Annotated in this window: 21 protein-coding genes; 14 read left to right on the top strand and 7 right to left on the bottom strand. The window is 71.6% G+C overall.

The features are described from left to right. Nucleotides 1-34 precede the first annotated feature (34 nt). The 3 genes from dnaJ to ABZY20_RS24010 all read left to right on the top strand — a co-directional run bounded on the left by dnaJ (nucleotide 35) and on the right by ABZY20_RS24010 (nucleotide 3,068). A complete protein-coding gene (gene dnaJ / locus ABZY20_RS24020) occupies nucleotides 35-1,219 on the top strand; it encodes a molecular chaperone DnaJ (protein ID WP_356443580.1) in 1,185 nt (394 codons plus the stop codon). 5 nt (nucleotides 1,220-1,224) lie between these two features. Beyond that, entirely contained in the window at nucleotides 1,225-1,677 is a 453-nt protein-coding gene (locus ABZY20_RS24015; RefSeq protein WP_356443579.1) for a helix-turn-helix domain-containing protein, read from the top strand. A gap of 281 nt (nucleotides 1,678-1,958) precedes the next feature. Further along, entirely contained in the window at nucleotides 1,959-3,068 is a 1,110-nt protein-coding gene (locus ABZY20_RS24010; RefSeq protein ID WP_356443578.1) for a substrate-binding domain-containing protein, read from the top strand. Here ABZY20_RS24010 and ABZY20_RS24005 read toward each other — a convergent pair. Beyond that, a complete protein-coding gene (locus ABZY20_RS24005; protein ID WP_356443577.1) occupies nucleotides 3,061-4,275 on the bottom strand; it encodes a DUF418 domain-containing protein in 1,215 nt (404 codons plus the stop codon). The two genes, ABZY20_RS24010 and ABZY20_RS24005, sit on opposite strands and share 8 nt — an antisense overlap. A 241-nt stretch (nucleotides 4,276-4,516) precedes the next feature. Between ABZY20_RS24005 and ABZY20_RS24000 the strand changes: the two genes are divergently transcribed. Beyond that, entirely contained in the window at nucleotides 4,517-5,569 is a 1,053-nt protein-coding gene (locus ABZY20_RS24000; protein WP_356443576.1) for a LuxR C-terminal-related transcriptional regulator, read from the top strand. A gap of 54 nt (nucleotides 5,570-5,623) precedes the next feature. Here ABZY20_RS24000 and ABZY20_RS23995 read toward each other — a convergent pair whose 3' ends face one another. Continuing rightward, entirely contained in the window at nucleotides 5,624-6,589 is a 966-nt protein-coding gene (locus ABZY20_RS23995) for a helix-turn-helix transcriptional regulator (RefSeq protein ID WP_356443575.1), read from the bottom strand. A 370-nt stretch (nucleotides 6,590-6,959) separates the two neighbouring features. On the opposite strand from ABZY20_RS23995, the gene ABZY20_RS23990 reads away from it, so the two are divergent. Then, the gene (locus ABZY20_RS23990; RefSeq protein ID WP_094054633.1) at nucleotides 6,960-7,295 is read left to right on the top strand and encodes a hypothetical protein; all 336 of its coding nucleotides are present in this window, start codon (nucleotides 6,960-6,962) and stop codon (nucleotides 7,293-7,295) included. Between the two features lie 167 nt (nucleotides 7,296-7,462). Here ABZY20_RS23990 and ABZY20_RS23985 read toward each other — a convergent pair whose 3' ends face one another. Further along, nucleotides 7,463-7,879: a TIGR03618 family F420-dependent PPOX class oxidoreductase gene (locus tag ABZY20_RS23985; RefSeq protein ID WP_356443574.1), complete on the bottom strand. Its 417-nt coding sequence runs from the start codon at nucleotides 7,877-7,879 to the stop codon at nucleotides 7,463-7,465. A 137-nt stretch (nucleotides 7,880-8,016) separates the two neighbouring features. Between ABZY20_RS23985 and clpB the strand changes: the two genes are divergently transcribed. Next, a complete protein-coding gene (clpB, locus tag ABZY20_RS23980) occupies nucleotides 8,017-10,614 on the top strand; it encodes an ATP-dependent chaperone ClpB (RefSeq protein ID WP_356443573.1) in 2,598 nt (865 codons plus the stop codon). A gap of 34 nt (nucleotides 10,615-10,648) precedes the next feature. On the opposite strand, the gene ABZY20_RS23975 is transcribed toward clpB, so the two are convergent. Continuing rightward, nucleotides 10,649-11,134 carry a hypothetical protein gene (locus tag ABZY20_RS23975; protein ID WP_356443572.1) on the bottom strand — a complete coding sequence of 162 codons (486 nt, stop codon included), beginning with the start codon at nucleotides 11,132-11,134 and terminating at the stop codon, nucleotides 10,649-10,651. 160 nt (nucleotides 11,135-11,294) lie between these two features. Between ABZY20_RS23975 and ABZY20_RS23970 the strand changes: the two genes are divergently transcribed. Beyond that, nucleotides 11,295-11,825 carry a YbjN domain-containing protein gene (locus tag ABZY20_RS23970; protein WP_356443571.1) on the top strand — a complete coding sequence of 177 codons (531 nt, stop codon included), beginning with the start codon at nucleotides 11,295-11,297 and terminating at the stop codon, nucleotides 11,823-11,825. Between the two features lie 98 nt (nucleotides 11,826-11,923). Here the strand turns inward: ABZY20_RS23970 and ABZY20_RS23965 are convergent, their stop codons facing one another. After that, nucleotides 11,924-12,394 (bottom strand): ATP-binding protein, encoded by a 471-nt coding sequence (locus tag ABZY20_RS23965; RefSeq protein WP_356443570.1) that lies wholly within the window; start codon nucleotides 12,392-12,394, stop codon nucleotides 11,924-11,926. Between the two features lie 178 nt (nucleotides 12,395-12,572). Here ABZY20_RS23965 and ABZY20_RS23960 point away from each other — a divergent pair, with 178 nt between their 5' ends. The 5 genes from ABZY20_RS23960 (at nucleotide 12,573) to ABZY20_RS23940 (ending at nucleotide 15,476) form a co-directional block, all read left to right on the top strand. After that, nucleotides 12,573-13,487, top strand: a complete 915-nt coding sequence (locus ABZY20_RS23960) for a helix-turn-helix transcriptional regulator (RefSeq protein ID WP_356443614.1) — start codon at nucleotides 12,573-12,575, stop codon at nucleotides 13,485-13,487. Beyond that, nucleotides 13,444-13,584: a DUF397 domain-containing protein gene (locus ABZY20_RS23955; protein ID WP_356443569.1), complete on the top strand. Its 141-nt coding sequence runs from the start codon at nucleotides 13,444-13,446 to the stop codon at nucleotides 13,582-13,584. Before ABZY20_RS23960 ends, ABZY20_RS23955 begins: the two co-directional genes overlap by 44 nt. Nucleotides 13,585-13,838: 254 nt before the next feature. Continuing rightward, a complete protein-coding gene (locus ABZY20_RS23950; RefSeq protein ID WP_356443568.1) occupies nucleotides 13,839-14,693 on the top strand; it encodes a hypothetical protein in 855 nt (284 codons plus the stop codon). Between the two features lie 85 nt (nucleotides 14,694-14,778). Continuing rightward, entirely contained in the window at nucleotides 14,779-15,144 is a 366-nt protein-coding gene (locus ABZY20_RS23945) for a hypothetical protein (RefSeq protein WP_356443567.1), read from the top strand. After that, entirely contained in the window at nucleotides 15,141-15,476 is a 336-nt protein-coding gene (locus tag ABZY20_RS23940) for a type II toxin-antitoxin system PemK/MazF family toxin (RefSeq protein WP_356443566.1), read from the top strand. The genes ABZY20_RS23945 and ABZY20_RS23940 overlap by 4 nt, the downstream gene beginning before the upstream one ends. A 21-nt stretch (nucleotides 15,477-15,497) precedes the next feature. Here ABZY20_RS23940 and ABZY20_RS23935 read toward each other — a convergent pair whose 3' ends face one another. Next, nucleotides 15,498-16,691, bottom strand: a complete 1,194-nt coding sequence (locus ABZY20_RS23935; RefSeq protein ID WP_356443613.1) for a pyridoxal phosphate-dependent aminotransferase — start codon at nucleotides 16,689-16,691, stop codon at nucleotides 15,498-15,500. A gap of 122 nt (nucleotides 16,692-16,813) precedes the next feature. Beyond that, a complete protein-coding gene (locus ABZY20_RS23930; RefSeq protein ID WP_356443565.1) occupies nucleotides 16,814-17,272 on the bottom strand; it encodes a hypothetical protein in 459 nt (152 codons plus the stop codon). Nucleotides 17,273-18,395: 1,123 nt separating this feature from the next. Here ABZY20_RS23930 and ABZY20_RS23925 point away from each other — a divergent pair. Then, complete coding sequence (locus ABZY20_RS23925; protein ID WP_356443564.1) at nucleotides 18,396-18,965, top strand: DUF2617 family protein; 570 nt, start codon at nucleotides 18,396-18,398, stop codon at nucleotides 18,963-18,965. A gap of 58 nt (nucleotides 18,966-19,023) precedes the next feature. Beyond that, nucleotides 19,024-20,679: a polyamine aminopropyltransferase gene (locus ABZY20_RS23920; protein ID WP_356443563.1), complete on the top strand. Its 1,656-nt coding sequence runs from the start codon at nucleotides 19,024-19,026 to the stop codon at nucleotides 20,677-20,679. The last annotated feature ends 67 nt before the right edge of the window (nucleotides 20,680-20,746 follow it).

Raw genomic sequence — 20,746 nt, 5'->3', positions numbered from 1 at the left:
TGACGACGGACGCAGGGAAGGAGGGACGTCGGGGATGAGCACCAAGGACTTCATCGAGAAGGACTACTACAAGGTCCTCGGCGTCCCCAAGGACGCCACCGAGGCCGAGATCAAGAAGGCGTACCGGAAGCTCGCCCGCGAGTTCCACCCGGACGCCAACAAGGGAAACGTCAAGGCGGAGGAGCGCTTCAAGGAGATCTCCGAGGCCAACGACATCCTCGGCGACCCCAAGAAGCGCAAGGAGTACGACGAGGCCCGCGCCCTGTTCGGCAACGGCGGCTTCCGCCCGGGGCCCGGCGGCGCGGGCGGCGGCTCCTTCAACTTCGACCTGGGCGACCTCTTCGGAGGCGGCGCCCAGGGCGGGCAGGGAGCCGGCGGCTTCGGCGGCGGACTCGGTGACGTCTTCGGGGGCCTGTTCAACCGCGGCGGCGCCGGCGCGGGCACGCGTACGCAGCCCCGGCGCGGCCAGGACATCGAGTCCGAGGTCACGCTCAGCTTCACCGAGGCGATCGAGGGCGCGACCGTCCCGCTGCGGATGTCGTCGCAGTCGCCCTGCAAGGCCTGTTCGGGCACCGGCGACAAGAACGGCACACCGCGCGTGTGCCCGACCTGCGTCGGCACCGGGCAGGTCGCCCGGGGCAGCGGCGGCGGCTTCTCCCTCACCGACCCCTGCCCGGACTGCAAGGGCCGCGGCCTGATCGCGGAGAACGCCTGCGAGGTCTGCAAGGGCAGCGGCCGGGCCAAGTCCTCGCGGACGATGCAGGTGCGCATCCCCGCCGGGGTCAGCGACGGCCAGCGGATCCGGCTGCGCGGCAAGGGAGCGCCGGGCGAGCGCGGCGGTCCGGCGGGCGACCTGTACGTGGTCGTGCACGTCGACTCCCACCCGGTCTTCGGCCGCAAGGACGACAACCTCACCGTCACCGTCCCGGTGACGTTCGCCGAGGCGGCCCTCGGCGGCGAGGTCCGGGTACCGACGCTGGGCGGCCCGCCCGTCACGCTGAAGCTGCCCCCGGGCACGCCGAACGGCCGTACGATGCGCGCCCGGGGCAAGGGCGCGGTCCGCAAGGACGGCACCCGCGGCGACCTTCTGGTCACCGTCGAGGTGAGTGTTCCGAAGGACCTGTCGGGGAAGGCTCGTGACGCACTCGAGGCGTATCGCGAGGCGACCGCGGGTGAGGATCCGCGGGCGGATCTGTTCCAGGCCGCGAAGGGAGCATGAGGCAGATGGACGGTCGTCGACGCAACCCGTATGAACTGACCGAGGAGACCCCGGTCTACGTCATCTCGGTGGCGGCCCAGCTGTCCGGCCTGCACCCGCAGACCCTGCGCCAGTACGACCGTCTGGGCCTGGTGTCCCCGGACCGCACGGCCGGGCGCGGCCGGCGCTACTCGGCCCGCGACATCGAACTGCTCCGCCAGGTGCAGCAGTTGTCGCAGGACGAGGGCATCAACCTGGCGGGCATCAAGCGCATCATCGAACTGGAGAACCAGGTCGCGGCCCTGCAGTCCCGGGTCGCCGAGCTGGAGGACGCGCTCGACGGCGCCGCCGCGGCCATGCGCCAGCGCGAGGCGGCGGTGCACGCGTCGTACCGCCGGGACCTGGTGCCGTACCAGGAGGTGCAGCAGACCAGCGCGCTGGTGGTGTGGCGGCCGAAACGCCAGCAGGCGTCGGACTGACGTCCGCGCTCATGTGAAGGGCCGGGAAAGGGCCGGGAGGCGACTCCCGGCCTTTTTCGTATGCTCTGAACCGATTTGGCCGAGTTTCCCGGTGATGGCCGGACGGTGCACGACAGTTGAAGACGGTTCCGCAGAGTCTTCACAACTGCTGCGGAGCGTGCCGTTGTCATCTCGTTAAGTGCTTCCGCTTGACGCCGGTGGTGCCCTGCGCGTTGGCTTTTCAGTCACATGGGCCGCAATGCTGTGCCCACGTCCGAATCACACGCGAAGTGAGCTCCAGCATGCGTCGTCGTATCTCCATATCCGTGGCCGCCGCCACGATGTCCGTCACGCTCGCCGGCTGCGGCGTGCTCAACGCGACCGGGAGCAGTGACGACGCGAGCCCGGCCAAGGGCAACGACATCACCGTGGGTCTGCTGCTGCCGGAGAAGGCGAACACCCGCTACGAGAACTTCGACTACCCGATCATCAAGCGGAAGGTCGAGGCCCTCACCAACGACAAGGGCCGCGTCGAGTACGCCAACGCCGAGGCGAGCGCCGACAAGCAGGCGAGCCAGCTGCAGGGGATGATCGACGACCGGGTGGACGTGATCCTGCTGGACGCGGTCGACTCGCAGGCCATCGCGAGCGGCGTGAAGAAGGCCAAGGAGGCCGGCATCCCGGTCATCGCCTACGACCGGCTGGCCGAGGGCCCGATCGACGCCTACATCTCCTTCGACAACGAGCTCGTCGGCGAGGTGCAGGGGCGCACCCTGCTGGAGGCCATCGGCGAGGACGTCAGCCTGGCGGACAAGATCGTCATGATGAACGGCTCGCCGACGGACCCGAACGCCAAGCAGTTCAAGGCCGGGGCGATGTCCGAGCTGAACGGCAAGGTGACGATCGCCGAGTCCTTCGACACCAAGGACTGGAAGCCGGAGAACGCCGAGGCGAACATGGCCCAGGCCATCGCCCGCATCGGCAAGGGCAACATCGCGGCCGTCTACTCCGCCAACGACGGCATGGCCGGCGGCATCGTCAAGGCCCTGGAGGCCGCGGGCGTCACCGAGCTGCCGCCCATCACCGGCCAGGACGCCGAGCTGGCCGCCGTGCAGCGGATCCTCACGGGCGAGCAGTACATGAGCGTCTACAAGTCGTACCCGCAGGAGGCGGAGAACGCCGCGGAGATGGCCGTGGCGAAGGTCCAGGGCCGGGACATCCAGTTCGCCGCCCTCGCCCGCGACAAGGTCGACAGCCCCACGCACAAGGGCATCCCGGCGCAGCTGGTGCCCGTGGTCGCCCTCACCAAGGAGAACATCAAGGACACCGTCGTCGCGGACGAGATCTACAAGGTCTCGGACATCTGCACGGACAAGTACCGGGCGGCCTGCCAGGCCATCGGCCTCAAGTAGGCACGACCGGCTCGCGTTCGGGCGCCCTCGGGTCCCCGGCCCTTCCCGGGCGCCCGGCCAGGGTGATCACCCGCAGCAGCCACTCGGCGGGCCCGTGCCGGAAGCGGCGGGTCCACGCCGTGCTGAGAGCGAGCTGCAGCGCGTACACGGCGAGCGCGAGCACCAGCACGGCGGCCGCCCCGATCCGCCCGTACAGGGCCAGGCCGTACGCCGTGGCCAGGCACATCACCACCAGTGACTGGCCGAGGTAGTTCGTCAGCGCCAGGCGGCCCGCCGGCGCGAACAGCCGCTGGACGCCCTCTCCCCGCGCCGAGCGCAGCAGGAGCAGCAGCAGGCAGGCGTACGCGGCGGACAGGGCGGGCGCGGTCAGGATGCCGACGCCGATCCCCAGGAGGTGCCAGCGGCCGTCCAGGGGGCCTTCGGCGGCGGAGGCGAAGAAGACCGCCCCCGGGACCCCGACGGCCAGTCCGGCGGCCGTGACCCGCAGCAGCCGGGAGCGGTCCGCCGCGCCGGGGGCCAGCAGCCGCCGCTTCCCGGCGGCCAGGCCGAGCAGGAACGCGCCGAGCACCCCGGGAGCCATGAGCAGGACCCCGAGCAGCGCGTCGGGCAGCCGCTCCAGGTTCTCCTGGACGACCGTGCCGGGGTCGCCGCGGTAGGCGGCCACGGACCGCGCGATCCGGCGGTCCGGGGCGGGTTCCTCGTCGTCCGCGGTCGCGGCCAGCGCTCCCAGGCCGGTGAGGACGACGGCGTAGACCCCGTAGATCCAGACGGCGGCCTTCACTGCGGTGGCCGGTGCGATCCGGCGGGCCGCCGGCAGGACCAGGCCGAGCAGGCCGTAGGCCAGCAGGATGTCGCCGCTGTACAGCAGGACCGCGTGCGCCAGGCCGAGCAGCACCAGGCCGAGGGACCGGCGCAGGAAACGCGCGGTGGCGTCGGCCCCGTCCCGCTCGGCGGCGGCCTGCTGCAGGGTGAAGCTGTAGCCGAAGAGGAACGAGAACAGCAGGTAGAACTTGAAGGACGCCAGCGCCGTCACCAGCCAGACGGCGGCCTGGTCCCACACCGGCGCCCCCGGCCGCCGCATGCCCTCCGCGACGTACGGGTCCATCATCTGCGCGCTGTTGACCACCAGGATGCCCAGCAGGGCGAGTCCCCGCAGCGCGTCGACGGCGGGCAGCCGCCGCGGGTCCACTGGTACCTGCCTGTTCACGGGGCCTCCTGCCGCCGGTGGACCGGGGTTTCGCAGCACGCGACCAGTCTGCGGCCACCGTCGCCCCACCCGGGCCGGGCCGCCCGCAACTTGCGGTAACCGGCCATCAGATGGCCCGTACAAAACAACATCAACCGGGTCCAACGGGTGGGCGGTCGCGGCCGAGCCGTGTTGCGGAGCAGGTCCGGTCCGCGCATAGTTGCGCTGCGGAAAGGCGGCGGAACCGGGGGTGGGCTGGGCGATGGCCGGGCACGGGGCGGAGGAGCATCCACACGGTGCCGACCGACTGTGCGAGGCCGGGGATCGCGTGTATTCCCGGGCCGTACGGCGGGGCCGTGTGGCGCGCCGGGACGCGGAGCCGGTGCCGTGTCTGCTGGAACTCGCCCTGCTGCACCCCGATCCCGACGACATGGACTGGCTGGTGCCGACCTCCCCTCAGGAGGTCATGACCCGGCTGCTGCGCGGGATGTACGACGAGGTGAGCGCGAGTCAGCGCCGGGTGGGCTCGGCCGTGGCGGCCTTCGAGTGGTACGCCGGTCTCGGCCACCAGGTGCGACCCGCCGGGCCGGCCGCCGAGGGCCCGGCGATCCGGGTGCTGGACGGACTCGCCCGGATCCAGGCCGCGATGGACGAGGCGACCCAGGCGTGCACCACCGAGGTGCTCACCGTGCAGCCCGGCGGCATCCGGCGCGAGGCGGAGCTCTCCGAGGGCCTGCACCGGGCGCTGGCGCTGCGGGGCCGCGGGGTGCGGATGCGGGACCTGTACACCCATGTCGCCCGGCACGGGCAGGGGTTGCTCACCTATCTGGAGCTGATGGGCGACGCGGTGGAGGCCCGCACGCTGGACGAGGTGATCGACCGGCTGATCCTGTTCGACCGGACGGTGGCCTTCATCCCCGCCAACACCGACCGCACGATGGCCCTGGAGCTGCGGCACCCGGCGATCGTGGCGTACCTGGTCACGGTCTTCGAGCGGTTGTGGCGCCTCGCCATCCCCCTGACCGCGCCGCTCCCCGACACCGGCATCGAGGGCATCTCCCACCGGGAGCAGTCGATCGCCGCGCTGCTCGCGGAGGGCCACCAGGACGCGGTGATCGCCGAGCGGCTGGGCATCAGCGTGCGGACGTGCCGGGCGCACATCGCGCGGCTGTCGGAGACGCTGGGGGCGGCGAGCCGTACGCAACTGGGCGTGCGCATCGCCCAGGCGGGACTGGACGGCCCCCCGGGCGGGGCCGCCTCGCCGCCGCTCGGCGTCCCCGGTGTTCCCGGCCGGGAATCCCGGACCGCCCGATGAGGTGGCCGAGCCGGGCACAGCTCCCGAGCGCGTGCGTGACGTGGCGCGCCGGTGTCACCCGGGGCTTCCTCCCTCCCGGTGGTCCTGCTGCAAAATCCCCGACTGTGCGATGAGATAGCCGAGTTGGGCCCGGCTGCCGCTGCCCAGGGCCGACGCCAGCTTGGCGATGTGAGCGCGGCAGGTGCGGACGTTCATGCCCAGCCGGCGGGCGATGGCCTCGTCCACGTGGCCCTCGACCAGGAGTTTGGCGATCGAGTACTGGATCTCCGTGATGCCGTCGCGCGCGGTCTCGTACGGGGTGCCCGTGCTCAGCGGCACCGAGCGGTCCCACAGGTACTCGAACAGCTTGAGGAGGTAGCGGACCAGGCCCGGGTGGCGCAGCTCCAGGGCGACCTGCTGGTCGTCGCGCGCCGGGATGAAGGCGACGGACTCGTCGCAGATGATCAGGCGCTCGACGAGTTCGTCGATCGTCCGGTACTCCGCCTTGCCGTCGGAGAGCCGGGCGGCGTAGGCGAGTTGTTCGGGGTTGTAGCGGGCGGTGTGCTGATACAGGGTGCGGATCCGCACACCACGTTCGATCAGCGGACGGTCGCGTTCGAGCCCGCGCAGCAGACTCCGCTCCGACATCCGGTCGCTGGGCTGGACCGTGAGCATCTCCGTCTGGCACTGCGCGGTGGCCATGTTGAGGGCGGCGTTGATACGTTCGCCGCCTTCGAGGACGGTGATGGCGTCACTGGTCGCGGCGAGCTGGGTACCCAGGGCCAGGAAGGGCTGGAAGGTCTCGGCGAGCCCGGTTGCCACGCGCCGGCGCTCGGCTATCTCCTGTTCGAGCGGGTTGAGCTGCCGTGACAGGGCGACCGCCGGAGGGACCGGACGCAGCCACTCCGGGTCGTCCGGGTCGGGGTGGAGCAGGGCGAATTCCACCAGGCAGGGGGCGGGCTCCGCATCCGCGCGGGCGATGCGTCCGGCGCGCAGTGCGGCGGCATACAGACGGCTGCCCTCATCGCACCACTCGGTCATCGCATGGGGATGTGTCGCCTTAGTCCGATTCGATGCCAAATCTCCACCCCCCAGGGTCCTGAACATGCAGGAACATGATGCATCGATTGTGTGGCCATGACGTGCCCGAATGAGCCATCGTCGTACTCGACGGGGGAAAAGGGGACCTTCAAGTGAGGACGAAGCCGACTATGCGTAACAGAATGCTTCGCTCGGTGCTTGTCGCCGCCTTCTCCGCCGTTGTGGCCCTCGGTGCGCTGAGTGGCTTCTCCGATGCGAAGGACGATGTTCGGGCGAACAGCAGCTGGCCGTCCGTAGCCGTGAACAGCACCCACGGCGCCAGCAACAGCAGTTGGCCGAGTTCCGGGGCAGCGGGATCCGGGAGCTGACTGTGACCACACCACCCGACGACCGCTCCTTCCGTCGCGAGATGGCCACCGCCTACCGATCCGGCTGGCACTTCATCGACCTGGTCACCGCCATCCCCCACAGCGGTGACTCGCTGATGGTGACCGTCTTCGGTGAGCCGGTCGTCGTCACGCGGGACGAGGACGGAGACGTGCGGGCGTACCGGTGTCTGCGGCGGCCTCGGGGGGCGCCGCAGCCTGTCCGATGTGCCGTGCGCTACGGAATGATCTTTGTGAACCTGGACCAGAGGGATCACCAGCAGGTGGAGGCCGACTCCCCTGTCCCGAGGACCATCTCTGCCACCCCCCGCAGTGCCTGACGCGATTCCCCCGTCGTAACAGATCGCTCAGGTGCTTCCCCCCGCAGCGGCGTCACCGTGACCTGAACACGGTGACGCCGCTGCAGTTTCCGGGGTCTTGTCCGGGTATCACCCCGGTTCCACGGTGGCCGGAACCAGTCGATCACCGGTGTGGATGTTCACTTCGCTCAACCGCGCCCCATCGCTCGCGTCAGGTGGATCTCGATGACCACCCGCGCCGGATTCGGTGACGGCGTCCTGCCGTAGCGCTCCGCGTAGCGCCGCACCGCCTCCGCCACCCGCTCCGGGTCGCCGTGCACGAACGCCCGGCCCTCCAGCGTCGCCCACCGCCGGCCCTCCAGCTGGCAGACGGCCACCGCCGCCCCCTGCTCGCCGGCGGCCCGGACGTTGCGCACCTTCGCGCTCGCCCCGTTGGCGATCACCCGAGCCAGGCGGGCCTCGGGATCGTATGTGACTCCGACGGGTACCACGTGCGGAGTGCCGTCCGGGCGCGGAGTCGTCAGGGTGCACACATGCCGTTCCCGCCAGAAGCCGAGATAGGCCGGGTCCGGAGCGCCGGGGTCCACGGAGTACTTGGTCGCCATGCCCGGAACTTAACCCCTGCGCCTCCCCGAATCGGCCTTGAGTGGAATAGACTCAACTTTGTGCACGTTGACCGGGTCAGTGCTGAGGGACCGGAGCGACGTGGCGCACAGCTGCACGCAAGGAGGAGAACGCGAACGTGGACGCCGAGCTGACGAACCGGAGCCGGGACGCGATCAACGCTGCCAGCAACCGGGCCGTGACCGAGGGACACCCCGACCTCACCCCCGCCCATCTGCTCCTCGCGCTGCTCCAGGGGCAGGACAACGAGAACATCACCGACCTGCTCGCCGCGGTCGACGCCGACCAGGCGGCCGTCCGCTCCGGCGCCGAACGGGTGCTCGCCGGGCTGCCCAGCGTCACCGGGTCGACCGTGGCGCCGCCCCAGCCCAACCGTGAGATGCTCGCCGTCGTCGCCGACGCGCAGGCCCGCGCCAAGGAGCTGGGGGACGAGTACCTCTCCACCGAGCACCTGCTCATCGGCATCGCCGCGAAGGGCGGCGCCGCCGGCGAGGTGCTCTCCCAGCAGGGGGCCGACGCCAAGAAGCTCCAGGCCGCCTTCCAGAAGACACGAGGCCAGCGCAGGGTGACCACAGCAGACCCCGAGGGGCAGTACAAGGCCCTGGAGAAGTTCGGCACCGACTTCACCGCCGCCGCCCGCGAGGGCAAGCTCGACCCCGTCATCGGGCGGGACCAGGAGATCCGGCGGGTCGTGCAGGTCCTCTCCCGCCGTACGAAGAACAACCCCGTCCTCATCGGCGAGCCCGGCGTCGGCAAGACCGCCGTCGTGGAGGGCCTCGCCCAGCGGATCGTCAAGGGGGACGTGCCCGAGTCGCTGAAGGACAAGCGGCTCGTCGCCCTCGACCTGGGCGCGATGGTCGCCGGCGCGAAGTACCGGGGCGAGTTCGAGGAGCGCCTGAAGACCGTCCTGGCCGAGATCAAGGACTCCGACGGGCAGATCATCACCTTCATCGACGAGCTGCACACCGTCGTCGGCGCCGGTGCCGGCGGCGACTCCGCCATGGACGCCGGCAACATGCTCAAGCCCATGCTGGCCCGCGGCGAGCTGCGCATGGTCGGCGCCACCACGCTCGACGAGTACCGCGAGCGGATCGAGAAGGACCCCGCCCTGGAGCGGCGCTTCCAGCAGGTGCTGGTCGCCGAGCCGACCGTGGAGGACTCCATCGCGATCCTGCGCGGGCTCAAGGGCCGCTACGAGGCGCACCACAAGGTGCAGATCGCCGACAGCGCGCTGGTCGCCGCCGCGACGCTCTCCGACCGGTACATCACCTCGCGCTTCCTGCCCGACAAGGCCATCGACCTCGTCGACGAGGCCGCGTCCCGGCTGCGCATGGAGATCGACTCCTCGCCCGTCGAGATCGACGAGCTCCAGCGGGCCGTGGACCGGCTGAAGATGGAGGAGCTGGCCCTCGTCAAGGAGACCGACGCGGCCTCCCGCGAGCGCCTGGAGAAGCTGCGCCGCGACCTCGCCGACAAGGAGGAGGAGCTGCGCGGCCTGACCGCCCGCTGGGAGAAGGAGAAGCAGTCCCTCAACCGCGTCGGTGAGCTGAAGGAGCGCCTCGACGAGATCCGCGGCCAGGCCGAGCGCGCCCAGCGCGACGGCGACTTCGACACCGCCTCCAAGCTGCTGTACGGCGAGATCCCGGCCCTGGAGAAGGAGCTGGAGGCCGCCAGCGAGGCCGAGGAGGAGGCCGCCAGGGACACCATGGTCAAGGAGGAGGTCGGCGCCGACGACATCGCCGACGTCGTCGCCTCCTGGACCGGTATCCCCGCCGGGCGGCTCATGGAGGGCGAGACGCAGAAGCTGCTCCGCATGGAGGACGAGCTGGGCAAGCGGCTCATCGGCCAGACCGAGGCGGTCCGGGCGGTGTCGGACGCGGTCCGCCGCTCGCGGGCCGGCATCTCCGACCCCGACCGGCCCACCGGCTCCTTCCTCTTCCTCGGCCCGACCGGCGTCGGCAAGACCGAGCTGGCCAAGGCGCTGGCCGACTTCCTCTTCGACGACGAGCGGGCGATGGTCCGCATCGACATGTCGGAGTACAGCGAGAAGCACAGCGTGGCCCGGCTGGTCGGCGCGCCGCCCGGCTACGTCGGCTACGAGGAGGGCGGCCAGCTGACGGAGGCCGTGCGCAGGCGCCCCTACTCCGTCGTCCTGCTGGACGAGGTGGAGAAGGCCCACCCCGAGGTCTTCGACATCCTGCTGCAGGTGCTCGACGACGGGCGCCTCACGGACGGCCAGGGCCGCACGGTCGACTTCCGCAACACCATCCTCGTGCTGACGTCGAACCTGGGCAGCCAGTTCCTGGTCGACCCGATCACCAGCGAGGAGGAGAAGAAGGAACAGGTCCTGGAGGTGGTCCGCAGCTCCTTCAAGCCGGAGTTCCTCAACCGGCTGGACGACCTGGTCGTCTTCGCCGCGCTGACCAAGCCCGAGCTGGAGCGCATCGCCGAGCTGCAGATCCGCAGCCTGGCCCGGCGCCTGGCCGAGCGGCGGCTCGCGCTGGACGTCACGCCCGAGGCCCTGGCCTGGCTCGCCGAGGAGGGGCTCGACCCGGCGTACGGGGCGCGGCCGCTGCGGCGCCTGGTCCAGACGGCCATCGGGGACCGCCTCGCCCGGGAGATCCTGTCCGGGGAGATCAAGGACGGGGACACGGTCCGGGTCGACCGCGTCGGAGACCAACTGCTGGTGGGTCCGGCCCCGGGCAAGACGCTGTAGGACCGGGGATCACATCAGGCTGCAGGACCGGGGATCACATCGTGAACGCCGAGAAGCGCACCCGCGCGGTCTCGGCGTTCTCGTACTCCACCCGCACCTGGACCACATGCGCCTCGGCGGTGCCCGGCAGGCCGTTCTCGCTGGTCACGTCCAGGCAGAGCGCCCCGCAGGCGCCACCCTGGCGCGGCTCGGGCGCGTCCGGGTACGTGCCGCGCAGCCAGCCGGCCACCTCCCCGCGCGGCATCCGCAGCACCGCCGTGTAGGCGGTGTCGATGCCCCGCTGCACGGAGCAGTCGCGCACGTCGGAGCCCGCGGGGCGCTCGGCGGCGCCGAAGGCCAGGGCCTCGGAGCAGGGCACGGCCGCCGCCGCGCCGGTGCGGGCGGCGTCGTCCTCCTCCTCGGAGTACGCCCACAGGGTGAACCCCGCGACCAGGAGACCGAGGACCACCACCGGTGCGGCCAGGAACGGCAGGATGAGCCCCCACCGGGTGCGACCCCTGCCGGTTTCCCGCATGTCCATCGTCCCCTCCGTTTCGCTGTTCAGGAGGACGGTTGTGGGCACCCGGGGGTTGCGGCTGACCGGATCGTGTCAGCCGAGGGCTGACAGGGCCTGTCGGGGCTTGCCACCCCCCTCCCCGCATGGGGGAGGATGGCGGGATCCGTACGAAGGGAAATTCACGGTGACCATCGACCCGTCCTCGATTCCGAACTTCGGGGGCCAGCCCGAGCCGCAGCCGCAAGGACCGGCGGGCCCCGTCGTCCCGGATCAGGACCTCGTGAAGCAGCTCCTCGACCAGATGGAGCTCAAGTACGTCGTCGACGACGAGGGAGACCTCGCGGCGCCGTGGGAGCAGTTCCGCACCTACTTCATGTTCCGTGGAGAGGGAGACCAGCAGGTCTTCTCCGTGCGGACCTTCTACGACCGGCCCCACGGGATCGAGCTGAAGCCGCAGCTCCTGGAGTCCATCGACGACTGGAACCGCCGGACCCTCTGGCCCAAGGTCTACAGCCACACCCACGACGACGGCACGGTCCGCCTCATCGGCGAGGCCCAGATGCTGATCGGCATGGGCGTGAGCCTGGAGCACTTCGTCTCCTCCACGGTCAGCTGGGTGCGCGCCGCGATCGAGTTCGACAAGTGGCTCGTCGAGCAGCTCGGTCTGGAACAGGAGATCAACGAGGCGGAGAAGCCCGAGGACGACGAGGAGTAGGCCCCCCGACCGGGGCTTCTCACGGCGCGTCGGCGCGTACGGCAGGTATGCGCTGTACGCGCCGTTTGTCTTTTCGGGGCCGGACGTCGTCCGGCCCCTCACGGGTGGTGCGAGGCTGTCGTGGACACCTCCGCCCACACCGTCTTGCCCACCGGGTGGCGAGGCGTCGCGCCCCAGCGCACGGCCAGGGCGTCCACGAGGAGCAGGCCCCGGCCCGACTCGCCCTCCGGGGGTGACGAGGGCGCGGCCGTCGGCAGCCGCTTCGTGGAGGCGGCGTCCGCGACCTCCACCCGGACCAGGCCCGCCGGCCCGTCCAGGACGAGCCGGAGCCCGAAGTCCCGTCCGGGGATCCGGCCGTGCCGTACGGCGTTCGCCGCGAGCTCCCCGACGACCAGGGCGACCGCGCACGACGCGTCCGACTCGGGTGGGTGACCCCACGCCTCCATGCACCGGACGGCGAAACGCCGGGCGAGCTGCGCGCCGCGGGGTGAGGGTGCGAACTGTGCCCCCACAGCGGGCAGTTCACCTGCCTCGTTCGGGTCTCCCGAGGTGATGGTTCCTGTCAGCACGGCTTCGTCCGTCCTTCTGCGTCGAGCTCGCGATGTCTCGCGGCGTGCACGAGTCATCACCTTTCGTGTTCAAGCCTCGTCCGTTCGCCCTACGCTCGACAGGGGGCGCAGCCTTACCTCTCAGGCCGTAAGAAACGGAAGTGACGCATTGGCCAACGGAATTGACCCCGGCGCGTCCATGGCGGCGCTGTTCGGCGCGCGGGTGCGCAGGCTCCGTACGGCGGCCGGACTGACCCAGGCCGAACTCGGCGCCAGGACGCACGTGGTGAGCACGCGGATCACCCAGATCGAGCGGGCGTCGGGGGCGAAACCGACGCTGGAACTGGCGCGAGCGCTGGACGCGGCCCTCGGGGCGGACGACCTGCTGGTGGAGCTGTGGCCGTACGTGTACCGGGAGGCGTTTCCGGACTGGTCGCGGAAGTTCATGGAGTACTCGGAGCGGGCGGTCGCCATCCGGCAGTACGCGGCTCATGTGGTGCCGGGGCTGTTGCAGACTGAGGATTACGCGCGGGCCGTGCTCAGCCTGGACGCACTGTTGGACAGCGAAGACCAGTTGGAGGAGCGCGTCGCAGCCCGTATGGGGCGACAGGAGCGGCTGGGTTCGTCCGACCGGCCAGAGCTGTGCGTGGTCCTGGACGAGGCCGTACTGCGGCGTCCGATCGGCGGTCATGCCGTGATGCGCAAGCAGTTGGCGCGTCTCCTCGATGCTGCGGCGGAGCGGCATATCACCGTGCAGGTGCTGCCGTTCGACCAAGGGGGACACGAGGCGATGGGCGGCTCGCTGACGACCCTGACCATGCCGGACGGCTCGGAGACGGCCTACACCGAGGGCGCGGACTATGGCCAACTCATCGAGGAACCGCCCAACGTCAGCCGCTACAGGGTGATTTACGATCGACTGCGGGCGGCAGCCCTGCCCCCGCTCATGTCACTCGACATGATCCGCTCCACGTTGGAGGGTGATTACCGTGGCTCGAGTGTCCCGTCCCGAACTGAACGGCGCCGCTTGGCGCAAGAGCAGTTACAGCAATCAGGCGGGCGGCGACTGCGTGGAGTTGGCCGAGGGGTTCCGAGGCGTCGCCCCCGTCCGTGACAGCAAGGCCCCGCACGGCCCGACCCTGTGCTTCGAGGCCACCGCCTGGACCGCCTTCATAGGCGAGCTGAAGGCCCGACCGCGCCCCCGTCGCTGAGGAAGCCGGGCCGACCGGGCCCTGGTCCGCGAGGGTCCGGCAGGCCGCTGACCTCCGGAAAGAACCGGGGACAGAACTCCCCGCCCACCCACCCTCCCGCGCCGGAGGGCGGGCGTCACCCGTCCGGGTGACCGGCTTGCAGCAGAGGGTAACGGGCCGTTACGTTCGCGGCGACTACCGCAAACAGATACGGCCCCCGGCCGGGAGTGGCTTCCCGAACGAGGGCCTGACCGATCAGGAATGTGCACTTCCCGATGGCTGACCCGCAGTCTAACGCGCGCCTGCGCGCCGACGCCGGAGTTCCGACCTCCGGTGTGATCCACGTCCGCACCCGGTTGACGGCCGACTTCACGGTGCTCTCCAACGCCCTCGCGCAGCGGCGCGGCAGCGCGGTCACGATCGGCGTCGCGGCGTACATCGCCTCCCTGCCCGACGGCACCCCCGTGAGCATCACCGCCCTCTGCGCGCACTTCAGCGAGGGCGAGATCCTCATCTCGCGCGCGCTCAGGGAACTGGAAGCGGCCGGATACCTGGAGCGGCGTCGCGAGCGGCTGCCCTCCGGGCACATCCGCACCCGGACGTACTTCTACGACGTGCCGGGCGGGCGGGGGCCGGACGACCCGCCCCGCCCGCCCGGCCCCCGGAAGCCGCCGGCCGTCGAGGAAGTCGAGTCCTCTGCCGCCACGTCGACGAGCGGCCCCGAGGAGACCGAGAACCCGGCGCCCGCCCTCGCCGGCGCCGACCCGGAGGCGGTCGCCGTACTGACCGGCCTGCGCCGGGTCGACCCGCGTCTCGTCCTGTCCGCCCAGGAGGCCGCCCGGCTGGCCCCGGCGGTCGCCGAGTGGCTGGCGGCCGGGGTCGGGGCACGCGAGATCACCGAGCTGCTGACCCTGCGGCTCCCCGACCGCTTCCGGGCCCGCCCGGCGAGCGTCCTGGCCTTCCGCCTCCGGGAGACACCCCTTCCCGCACCACCCCCACCGACGGTCGAGCGGCCGCTCGTCCTGCCCTTCCAGACCTGCGACGGCTGCGAGCGCGCGTTCCGCGCAACGGAGCCCGGTCACTGCCGGGACTGTCGACGACGTGGGAAGGGTCTCAGTGCCGCAGCCTGAGTCGACGAAGCAAGGCGCTTGACCAGCTCGGACAGGAGGACGACACTGGATGTACTACATTTGTCATACGCGAGGGGAGGGTGGAATGACCTCGAAGACCCGACAGGCGACCAGCACGACGGGGGCCCCGGCGAAAAGGCGCACCGCGACTGCGGCCCGGACCCGGCAGACGCGCCGGAAGCAGGGCGACAGCGGCGCGACCAGCGTGGCCCAGGTACGCCTGCGCCCCGATGAGATGGAAGATCTGCAGCGGGTGATGCAGACCCTTCAGCTGCACTCGCTCTCCGACGCCCTGCGCGAGGGACTGCGGCTCCTCTCCCGCGAGGCGACCGAGGTCGCCGCCTCCCAGGACATCCGCGACTTCTACCGAGGCGCCCAGGCTCCGGCTCCCGAGGGTGTCGTGCCCGCGACGGAGGAAGAACTGGCGGCAGCGGACGAGGCCGAGTGGTGAACACCGGCTCCGCGTTGCGGGGCGAGGTGTGGGGGTGCGCCCTTCCCGGCCCCATCGGCCCGCACCCCGTGGTGGTCCTCACCGTGAACCGGATCGCCGAGCCACTGACGGCGCTGACCGTCGCCGTGATCACCGGTACACCAGGACCCGTTTCCACCCACGTTCCGATCGGTCCCGACTGTGGGGTCACCAAGTACGACGAGTCCTACGTGAACTGCACCGACCTGCACACCGTGGACAAGCCGCGACTTCGGCGACGTCTCGGCCTGCTCGCTCCGAGCGAGATGCGACGTGTGGAAGAGCGCGTGCGGGTGATCCTCGGGCTGGCGTAGGCATCGCCGGGCCGAGACGCGCTACGAGGCCGCCCCCAGCCGCTTCACCGCCTCCTGAAGCACCTCCGGCCGCTTGCAGAACGCGAAGCGGACGAACGGCGCGCCCTCCTCGCGGTGGTCGTAGAAGACCGCGTTCGGGATGGCGACGACCCCGGCGCGTTCCGGCAGGCCGCGGCAGAAGGCGAAGCCGTCCGTCTCGCCGAGGGGGCGGATGTCGGTCGTGACGAAGTACGTGCCCGACGGGCGGAAGACGCGGAAGCCGGCCTCCGCCAGGCCCGCCGCCAGCAGGTTCCGCTTGGCCAGCATGTCGGCGCGGAAGTCCGTGAAGTACGACTCCGGCAGCGACAGCGCCTCGGCGACCGCGTACTGGAACGGGCCCGCCGAGACGTACGTCAGGTACTGCTTCGCCGAGCGGACCGCCGTGACCAGCTCCGGGGACCCCGTCACCCAGCCGACCTTCCAGCCGGTGAAGGAGAACGTCTTGCCGCTGCTGGAGATGGTCACCGTACGCCCGCGCATCCCCGGGAACGTCGCCAGCGGCACGTGCTCGGCGTCGTCGAAGACCAGGTGCTCGTAGACCTCGTCCGTGACCACCAGCAGGTCCCGCTCGACCGCCAGCTCGGCGATCGCGGCCAGCTCCGCGCGGCTGAGGACCGTGCCGGTCGGGTTGTGCGGGGTGTTGATCAGCAGCAGCCGGGTGCGGTCGGTGACGGCGTCGCGCAGCTCGTCGAGGTCGAGGCGGAAGCGGCCCTCCTGCAGATCCGCGCGCAGGGTGACCGGGACCCGGCGGCCGCCCGCCATGGCGATGCACGCCGCGTACGAGTCGTAGTACGGCTCCAGGGCGACTACCTCGTCACCGGGCTCCACCAGGGCCAGCAGCGCGGCGGCGATGGCCTCCGTGGCCCCGGCGGTGACCAGGACCTCGGTGTCGGGGTCGTAGGACAGGCCGTAGCGGCGCTGCTGGTGCGCGGTGATCGCGGTGCGCAGCTCGGGGACGCCGGGGCCCGGCGGGTACTGGTTGCCGCGGCCGTCCCGCAGGGCCCGTACGGCGGCCTCCCTGATCTCCTCGGGGCCGTCGGTGTCGGGGAAACCCTGCCCCAGGTTGATGGCACCGGTGCTCAGGGCCAGGGCCGACATCTCGGCGAAGATCGTGGTCCCGAACTCGGCGAGCCGGCGGTTCAGGAGGGGGCGCGCACTGGAGGTCATGCCGGTCATCCTGCGCCGAAGCCGCGGGCTGTTCAACATGCGGCCGGGGTCGGGAGGGGCGGCGGCAGCGCTCGACCGGGTGACCCCGGCCGAGCGCCCCCGGATTCGCCGCTCCGGATCCCGGTTCCGGATCAGGCGGGCGGACCGTCGAAGGAGGACCAGTCGGTCCAGGCGGCGTCGGGGTGGGTGTTCACCTTCCAGGCAGACACCGAACCGCTGTCGGTGCCGACCACGATCTGCGGACGGCCGTCCGTCAGGGTGGCCACACCCACGCTGCGGGCCGATCCCGGCAGTCCGTTGAACTTCGACCAACCGGCCCAGGCGGCACTCGGATCGGTGGTCACCTTCCAGGTGCTCCAGAGCTCACCGCCCTCGGCCACGGCGAAGATCTGCGGCCGGTCGTCGGTCAGCGGGGCCGCGGCCGGCGACATCACCCGGCCGTGGTCGAAACCGAACTGCTCCCAGCCGGTCCAGCCCGCGTCCGGGTGCTCACTCACCTTCCACCTGCTGAACAGCCCGTGGTTGCTGCCCGCGAACAGCTGTGGCCGGCCGTCGGTGAGCCGCGCCGACGTCATGCTTCGAACGGACATGAGACCTCTTCCTTCAACGCCCGAGCGGGCGTGCACACCCCCACATCCCTCCCTTCGCTCCCGCGTTCATGCGGCCGCGCGGACCCGCAACTCGGGCGGGCGGCGACCGGTGCGGGGTGGTGGGCCCGCACCGAACCGGGCTCGGCCGGCGGCCCGTTGCGGACCGAACCCTCTGAACTTCCTCAACTCTGCTTTGGCTCGCGCGGGCGAAGGGCATCTCCCGGTCACGCAAGAGCGAGGCGCCCACGGGGGGCCGCTTCGGGGGAAACGGAAGGAGGGTGGCGCCATGTTCCTCGGCATCATCCTGGCGGTGATCGGAGTGCTTTTCGTGGGGGCGCTGGTGTCCCTGGCACGCAGGGGCGGTTCGCGCGGCTCCGGGGGGAGTGCGCGGCGCCGGGCGTCGGCGTCCTCCGGCACGGGCGGCAGCAGCAACAGCTGGTGGGCCGGCGGGGGAGACTCCGGTTCCTCCGGTGACAGCCACCACGGGGGAAGCTCCTGCGGAGGCGGGTCGTCCTGCGGCGGGGGCGGTGGAGGTGGATGCGGCGGCGGAGGCAGCTGACCGGCCGCCTCCCGACGGGGAAGCCGCAACCACCGAACGCGGGGTCCGCACCTGGGCGGGCCCCGCGTTCCGTTGCCGGCCGGGCATTCCCGTACGGCGGATCCGTCGAACGCATGTCGGGCGAAATCGCGTGTGTTCCGGCGAGGTTGTGTGTCTGGCGGGCAACTAGCCGCGCACACAGGTGTATCCGGGCGTGACTGCGGCAACTGCACGTGTCACACGGGGCTTTTGACCGGGCGGCCGGGATGCCGGACAGTGATCGGCTCCGGCTCCCGGCGCGCGTCGCGCCGCACCGGCGCACGCCTCCCCGCAGCGGCGCACGCCGTAGTTGAACAGTTGAGCTGTGGAGCCCTCTGAGGGATGGAAACCCTACGAACTTGGGTAAAAACGCTGTTGCGCCAGCAGAGTTCATGATTCCCTCTAAAACACCGACGCAGCCCCTCGGACGTCCCGCGGACACGTCCTGAACCGGCCGACTGGGCTGACCGGGCCGACATCCCCCGGTGTGACCGGGGCGCCACGGACCCACCTCCCTCTCCTTTTGTGTGCTTGCGGAGCCGATCCATGCTCACGACCCTGAACACCTCCTACACCGACACGCGCGCTGCCGATCTCGCCTGGGCCCTGGGGCGCGAGCCGCTTCCCGCACTGGCCGCACTCGACCTCGAACTGGCGGGTGTGTACATCCAGTTGCGCCTCCTCGGCGCGTCCCACCAGGTCCTGCTGGAGGGGGAGCGGGGCGTCTGCTCGGAGACGGTGGCGTGCATCCCGGGCAGCAGTACCCCGCTGCCGCTCGGCGTGGCCGAGCGGGTGGGCGACTGGGAGTACGAGTTCGCCGCCCGGGTCGAGGTCCTCTCGCCCGGCTCCTTCGCGGGCCGCGCCCAGGAGTTGCTGGCCCTCGTCTCCGACCACCCGCACGGCCTCGCCGGCGTCTTCCCGGGCAGCCCGCACGCCTTCACCGCCCTGCTGGCCCAGCACCACGAGGGCCAGGTGCACTGGCGGACCTGGCACGCCTACCCGCAGGACGGGCAACTGGTCGCGACCCGCACGAGAGTGGGCGCGCGGACGCCGGCGGCACGCCACAGATCCGGAACGCGGCAAACCCGTTCTCGTACCGTGGCCGGGCCCCGGTAAACCAGCACCACACGTGTGGGTGACGAACCGCGGTCGAGGCGTGACGTAACGTCGCAGCGTGATCGAGCCGCACGCGCCCGCCCCGCCCGGTTCCCCGCCGCCCTGGAGCGCGCCGGGCGGCCCCGCAGGCCCGGTGCGGCTGCCCGTGCGGACGGGCACCGCACGGTTCCTGGTGCTCGCGGGCGTGTTCGTCTGCGCGGCCTGCGGACTCGTGTACGAACTGGAACTCCTGGCGCTCGCCTCGTACTTGATGGGTGACTCGGTCACCCAGGCGTCCGTGGTGCTGTCCGTCATGGTGTTCGCGATGGGCATCGGCTCCCTCGCGGCGAAGCGGCTGCGCGGACTGGCCGCCGCCGGTTTCGGCGCCGTCGAGGCCACGCTCGCCCTCGTCGGCGGGTGCAGCGCGATGGCCCTCTACGCCGTCTTCGCCTGGACCGGAGACTGGGGCGGCATGTGGGCCGGCGGACCGCGTTGCCTCCTGGTCGCCTTCTCCCTCGCGACCGGACTGCTCATCGGGGCCGAGGTGCCCCTGCTGATGGAGCTGATCCAGCGCATCCGCCGCCAGGACGCGGGCGGCGCCGTGGCCGACCTGTTCGCCGCCGACTACGTCGGCGCGCTCGTCGGCGGACTCGCCTTCCCCTTCCTGCTGCTGCCCTTCCTCGGACAGTTCACCGGCACGCTGCTCACCGGAGCCGTCAACGCGGTCGTCGGCGCAGCGCTGGTCTTCGGGCTGTTCCGCCGGGATCTGACCCGGCGCGCCCGGTGGCTGCTGCTGCTCGGCAACGCCGTGGTGCTCGCGATCCTCGCCTCGGCCGCCGTGCTCGTCGACGACTTCGAACGGGCCGCGCGGCACGCGTTCTACGGCAGGGACGTGCGGGTGGCGCTGCAGAGCGACGTGCAGGAGGTCGTCCTCACCGGCGGCACGGACGGCCGCGGCCTCGGCCTGTTCCTCGACGGGCGGCTGCGGGTCAGCGGGCGGGACGAGCCGCGCTACCACGAGGCCCTCGTCCACCCCGCCATGACCGGCACGCACGCGCGCGTGCTGATCCTCGGCGGCGGGGACGGGCTCGCGGCGCGCGAGGTGCTGCGCCATCCCGGGGTGGACCGCGTCGACGTCGTCGACCTCGACGCGGAGGTGGTGCGGCTGGCCCGCACCGACCCGGGCCTGTCCGCGCTGAACGAGCGCGCCTTCGCGGACCCCCGGGTGCGCGTGACGACCGCCGACGCCTTCGCCTGGCTGCGCTCGGCACCCCCGGCGGCGTACGACGTGGTCGTCTCCGACCTGCCCGACCCGGGCATCACGGCGAGCACGAAGCTGTACTCGCAGGAGTTCTACGGCCTCGCCCGGCGGGTGCTGGCGCCGGGCGGGCGGCTCGTGGTGCACGCCGGGCCGGTCGCCTCCGGGCCGCGCGTCTACTGGACGGTGGAGGCGACCGTCCGCGCGGCGGGCCTGCGCACCGCCCCGTACCGCACCGGCGGCCGGCACGCCGGGTACGCCGCCGGGCCCGACCGCACGCCCGCCGGCCGCTCCGACGCGCCCCGCGACTGGGGTTTCGTCCTGGCCGCCCGCACCGAGCCGCGGCCCCGGCTCGACCCGCGGGGGCCGCGCCCGCACGTCCTCACGGACGCGGCCCTGGCGGCGGGGGAGCGGTCGGCCCGGGCGACCCGGATCGCGGGGCTGCCGGCCTCGACGCTGGTGCATCCGCGGTACTGAGCCGGGGGCCGGTGGGGGAGCGGGGAGCCGGGAAGGGGAGCTGACAAGGAGAGTCGGCATGGGGAGC

The sequence above is a fragment of the Streptomyces sp. NPDC006624 genome, assembly GCF_040611555.1.
Taxonomy (GTDB): Bacteria; Actinomycetota; Actinomycetes; order Streptomycetales; family Streptomycetaceae; genus Streptomyces.
The sequence above is the reverse complement of the archived record's forward strand: the minus strand, read 5'-3'. Positions and strand labels throughout refer to the sequence as shown.

What these genes read in the sequence shown, in the direction of transcription:
- dnaJ (WP_356443580.1), top strand. Translation starts at nt 35, where the DNA reads ATGAGCACCAAGGACTTCATCGAGAAGGACTACTACAAGGTCCTCGGC.
- ABZY20_RS24015 (WP_356443579.1), top strand. Translation starts at nt 1,225, where the DNA reads ATGGACGGTCGTCGACGCAACCCGTATGAACTGACCGAGGAGACCCCG.
- ABZY20_RS24010 (WP_356443578.1), top strand. Translation starts at nt 1,959, where the DNA reads ATGCGTCGTCGTATCTCCATATCCGTGGCCGCCGCCACGATGTCCGTC.
- ABZY20_RS24000 (WP_356443576.1), top strand. Translation starts at nt 4,517, where the DNA reads ATGGCCGGGCACGGGGCGGAGGAGCATCCACACGGTGCCGACCGACTG.
- ABZY20_RS23995 (WP_356443575.1), bottom strand. Translation starts at nt 6,589, where the DNA reads ATGACCGAGTGGTGCGATGAGGGCAGCCGTCTGTATGCCGCCGCACTG.
- ABZY20_RS23985 (WP_356443574.1), bottom strand. Translation starts at nt 7,879, where the DNA reads ATGGCGACCAAGTACTCCGTGGACCCCGGCGCTCCGGACCCGGCCTAT.
- ABZY20_RS23975 (WP_356443572.1), bottom strand. Translation starts at nt 11,134, where the DNA reads ATGGACATGCGGGAAACCGGCAGGGGTCGCACCCGGTGGGGGCTCATC.
- ABZY20_RS23960 (WP_356443614.1), top strand. Translation starts at nt 12,573, where the DNA reads ATGGCGGCGCTGTTCGGCGCGCGGGTGCGCAGGCTCCGTACGGCGGCC.
- ABZY20_RS23950 (WP_356443568.1), top strand. Translation starts at nt 13,839, where the DNA reads ATGGCTGACCCGCAGTCTAACGCGCGCCTGCGCGCCGACGCCGGAGTT.
- ABZY20_RS23945 (WP_356443567.1), top strand. Translation starts at nt 14,779, where the DNA reads ATGACCTCGAAGACCCGACAGGCGACCAGCACGACGGGGGCCCCGGCG.
- ABZY20_RS23935 (WP_356443613.1), bottom strand. Translation starts at nt 16,691, where the DNA reads ATGACCGGCATGACCTCCAGTGCGCGCCCCCTCCTGAACCGCCGGCTC.
- ABZY20_RS23930 (WP_356443565.1), bottom strand. Translation starts at nt 17,272, where the DNA reads ATGTCCGTTCGAAGCATGACGTCGGCGCGGCTCACCGACGGCCGGCCA.
- ABZY20_RS23925 (WP_356443564.1), top strand. Translation starts at nt 18,396, where the DNA reads ATGCTCACGACCCTGAACACCTCCTACACCGACACGCGCGCTGCCGAT.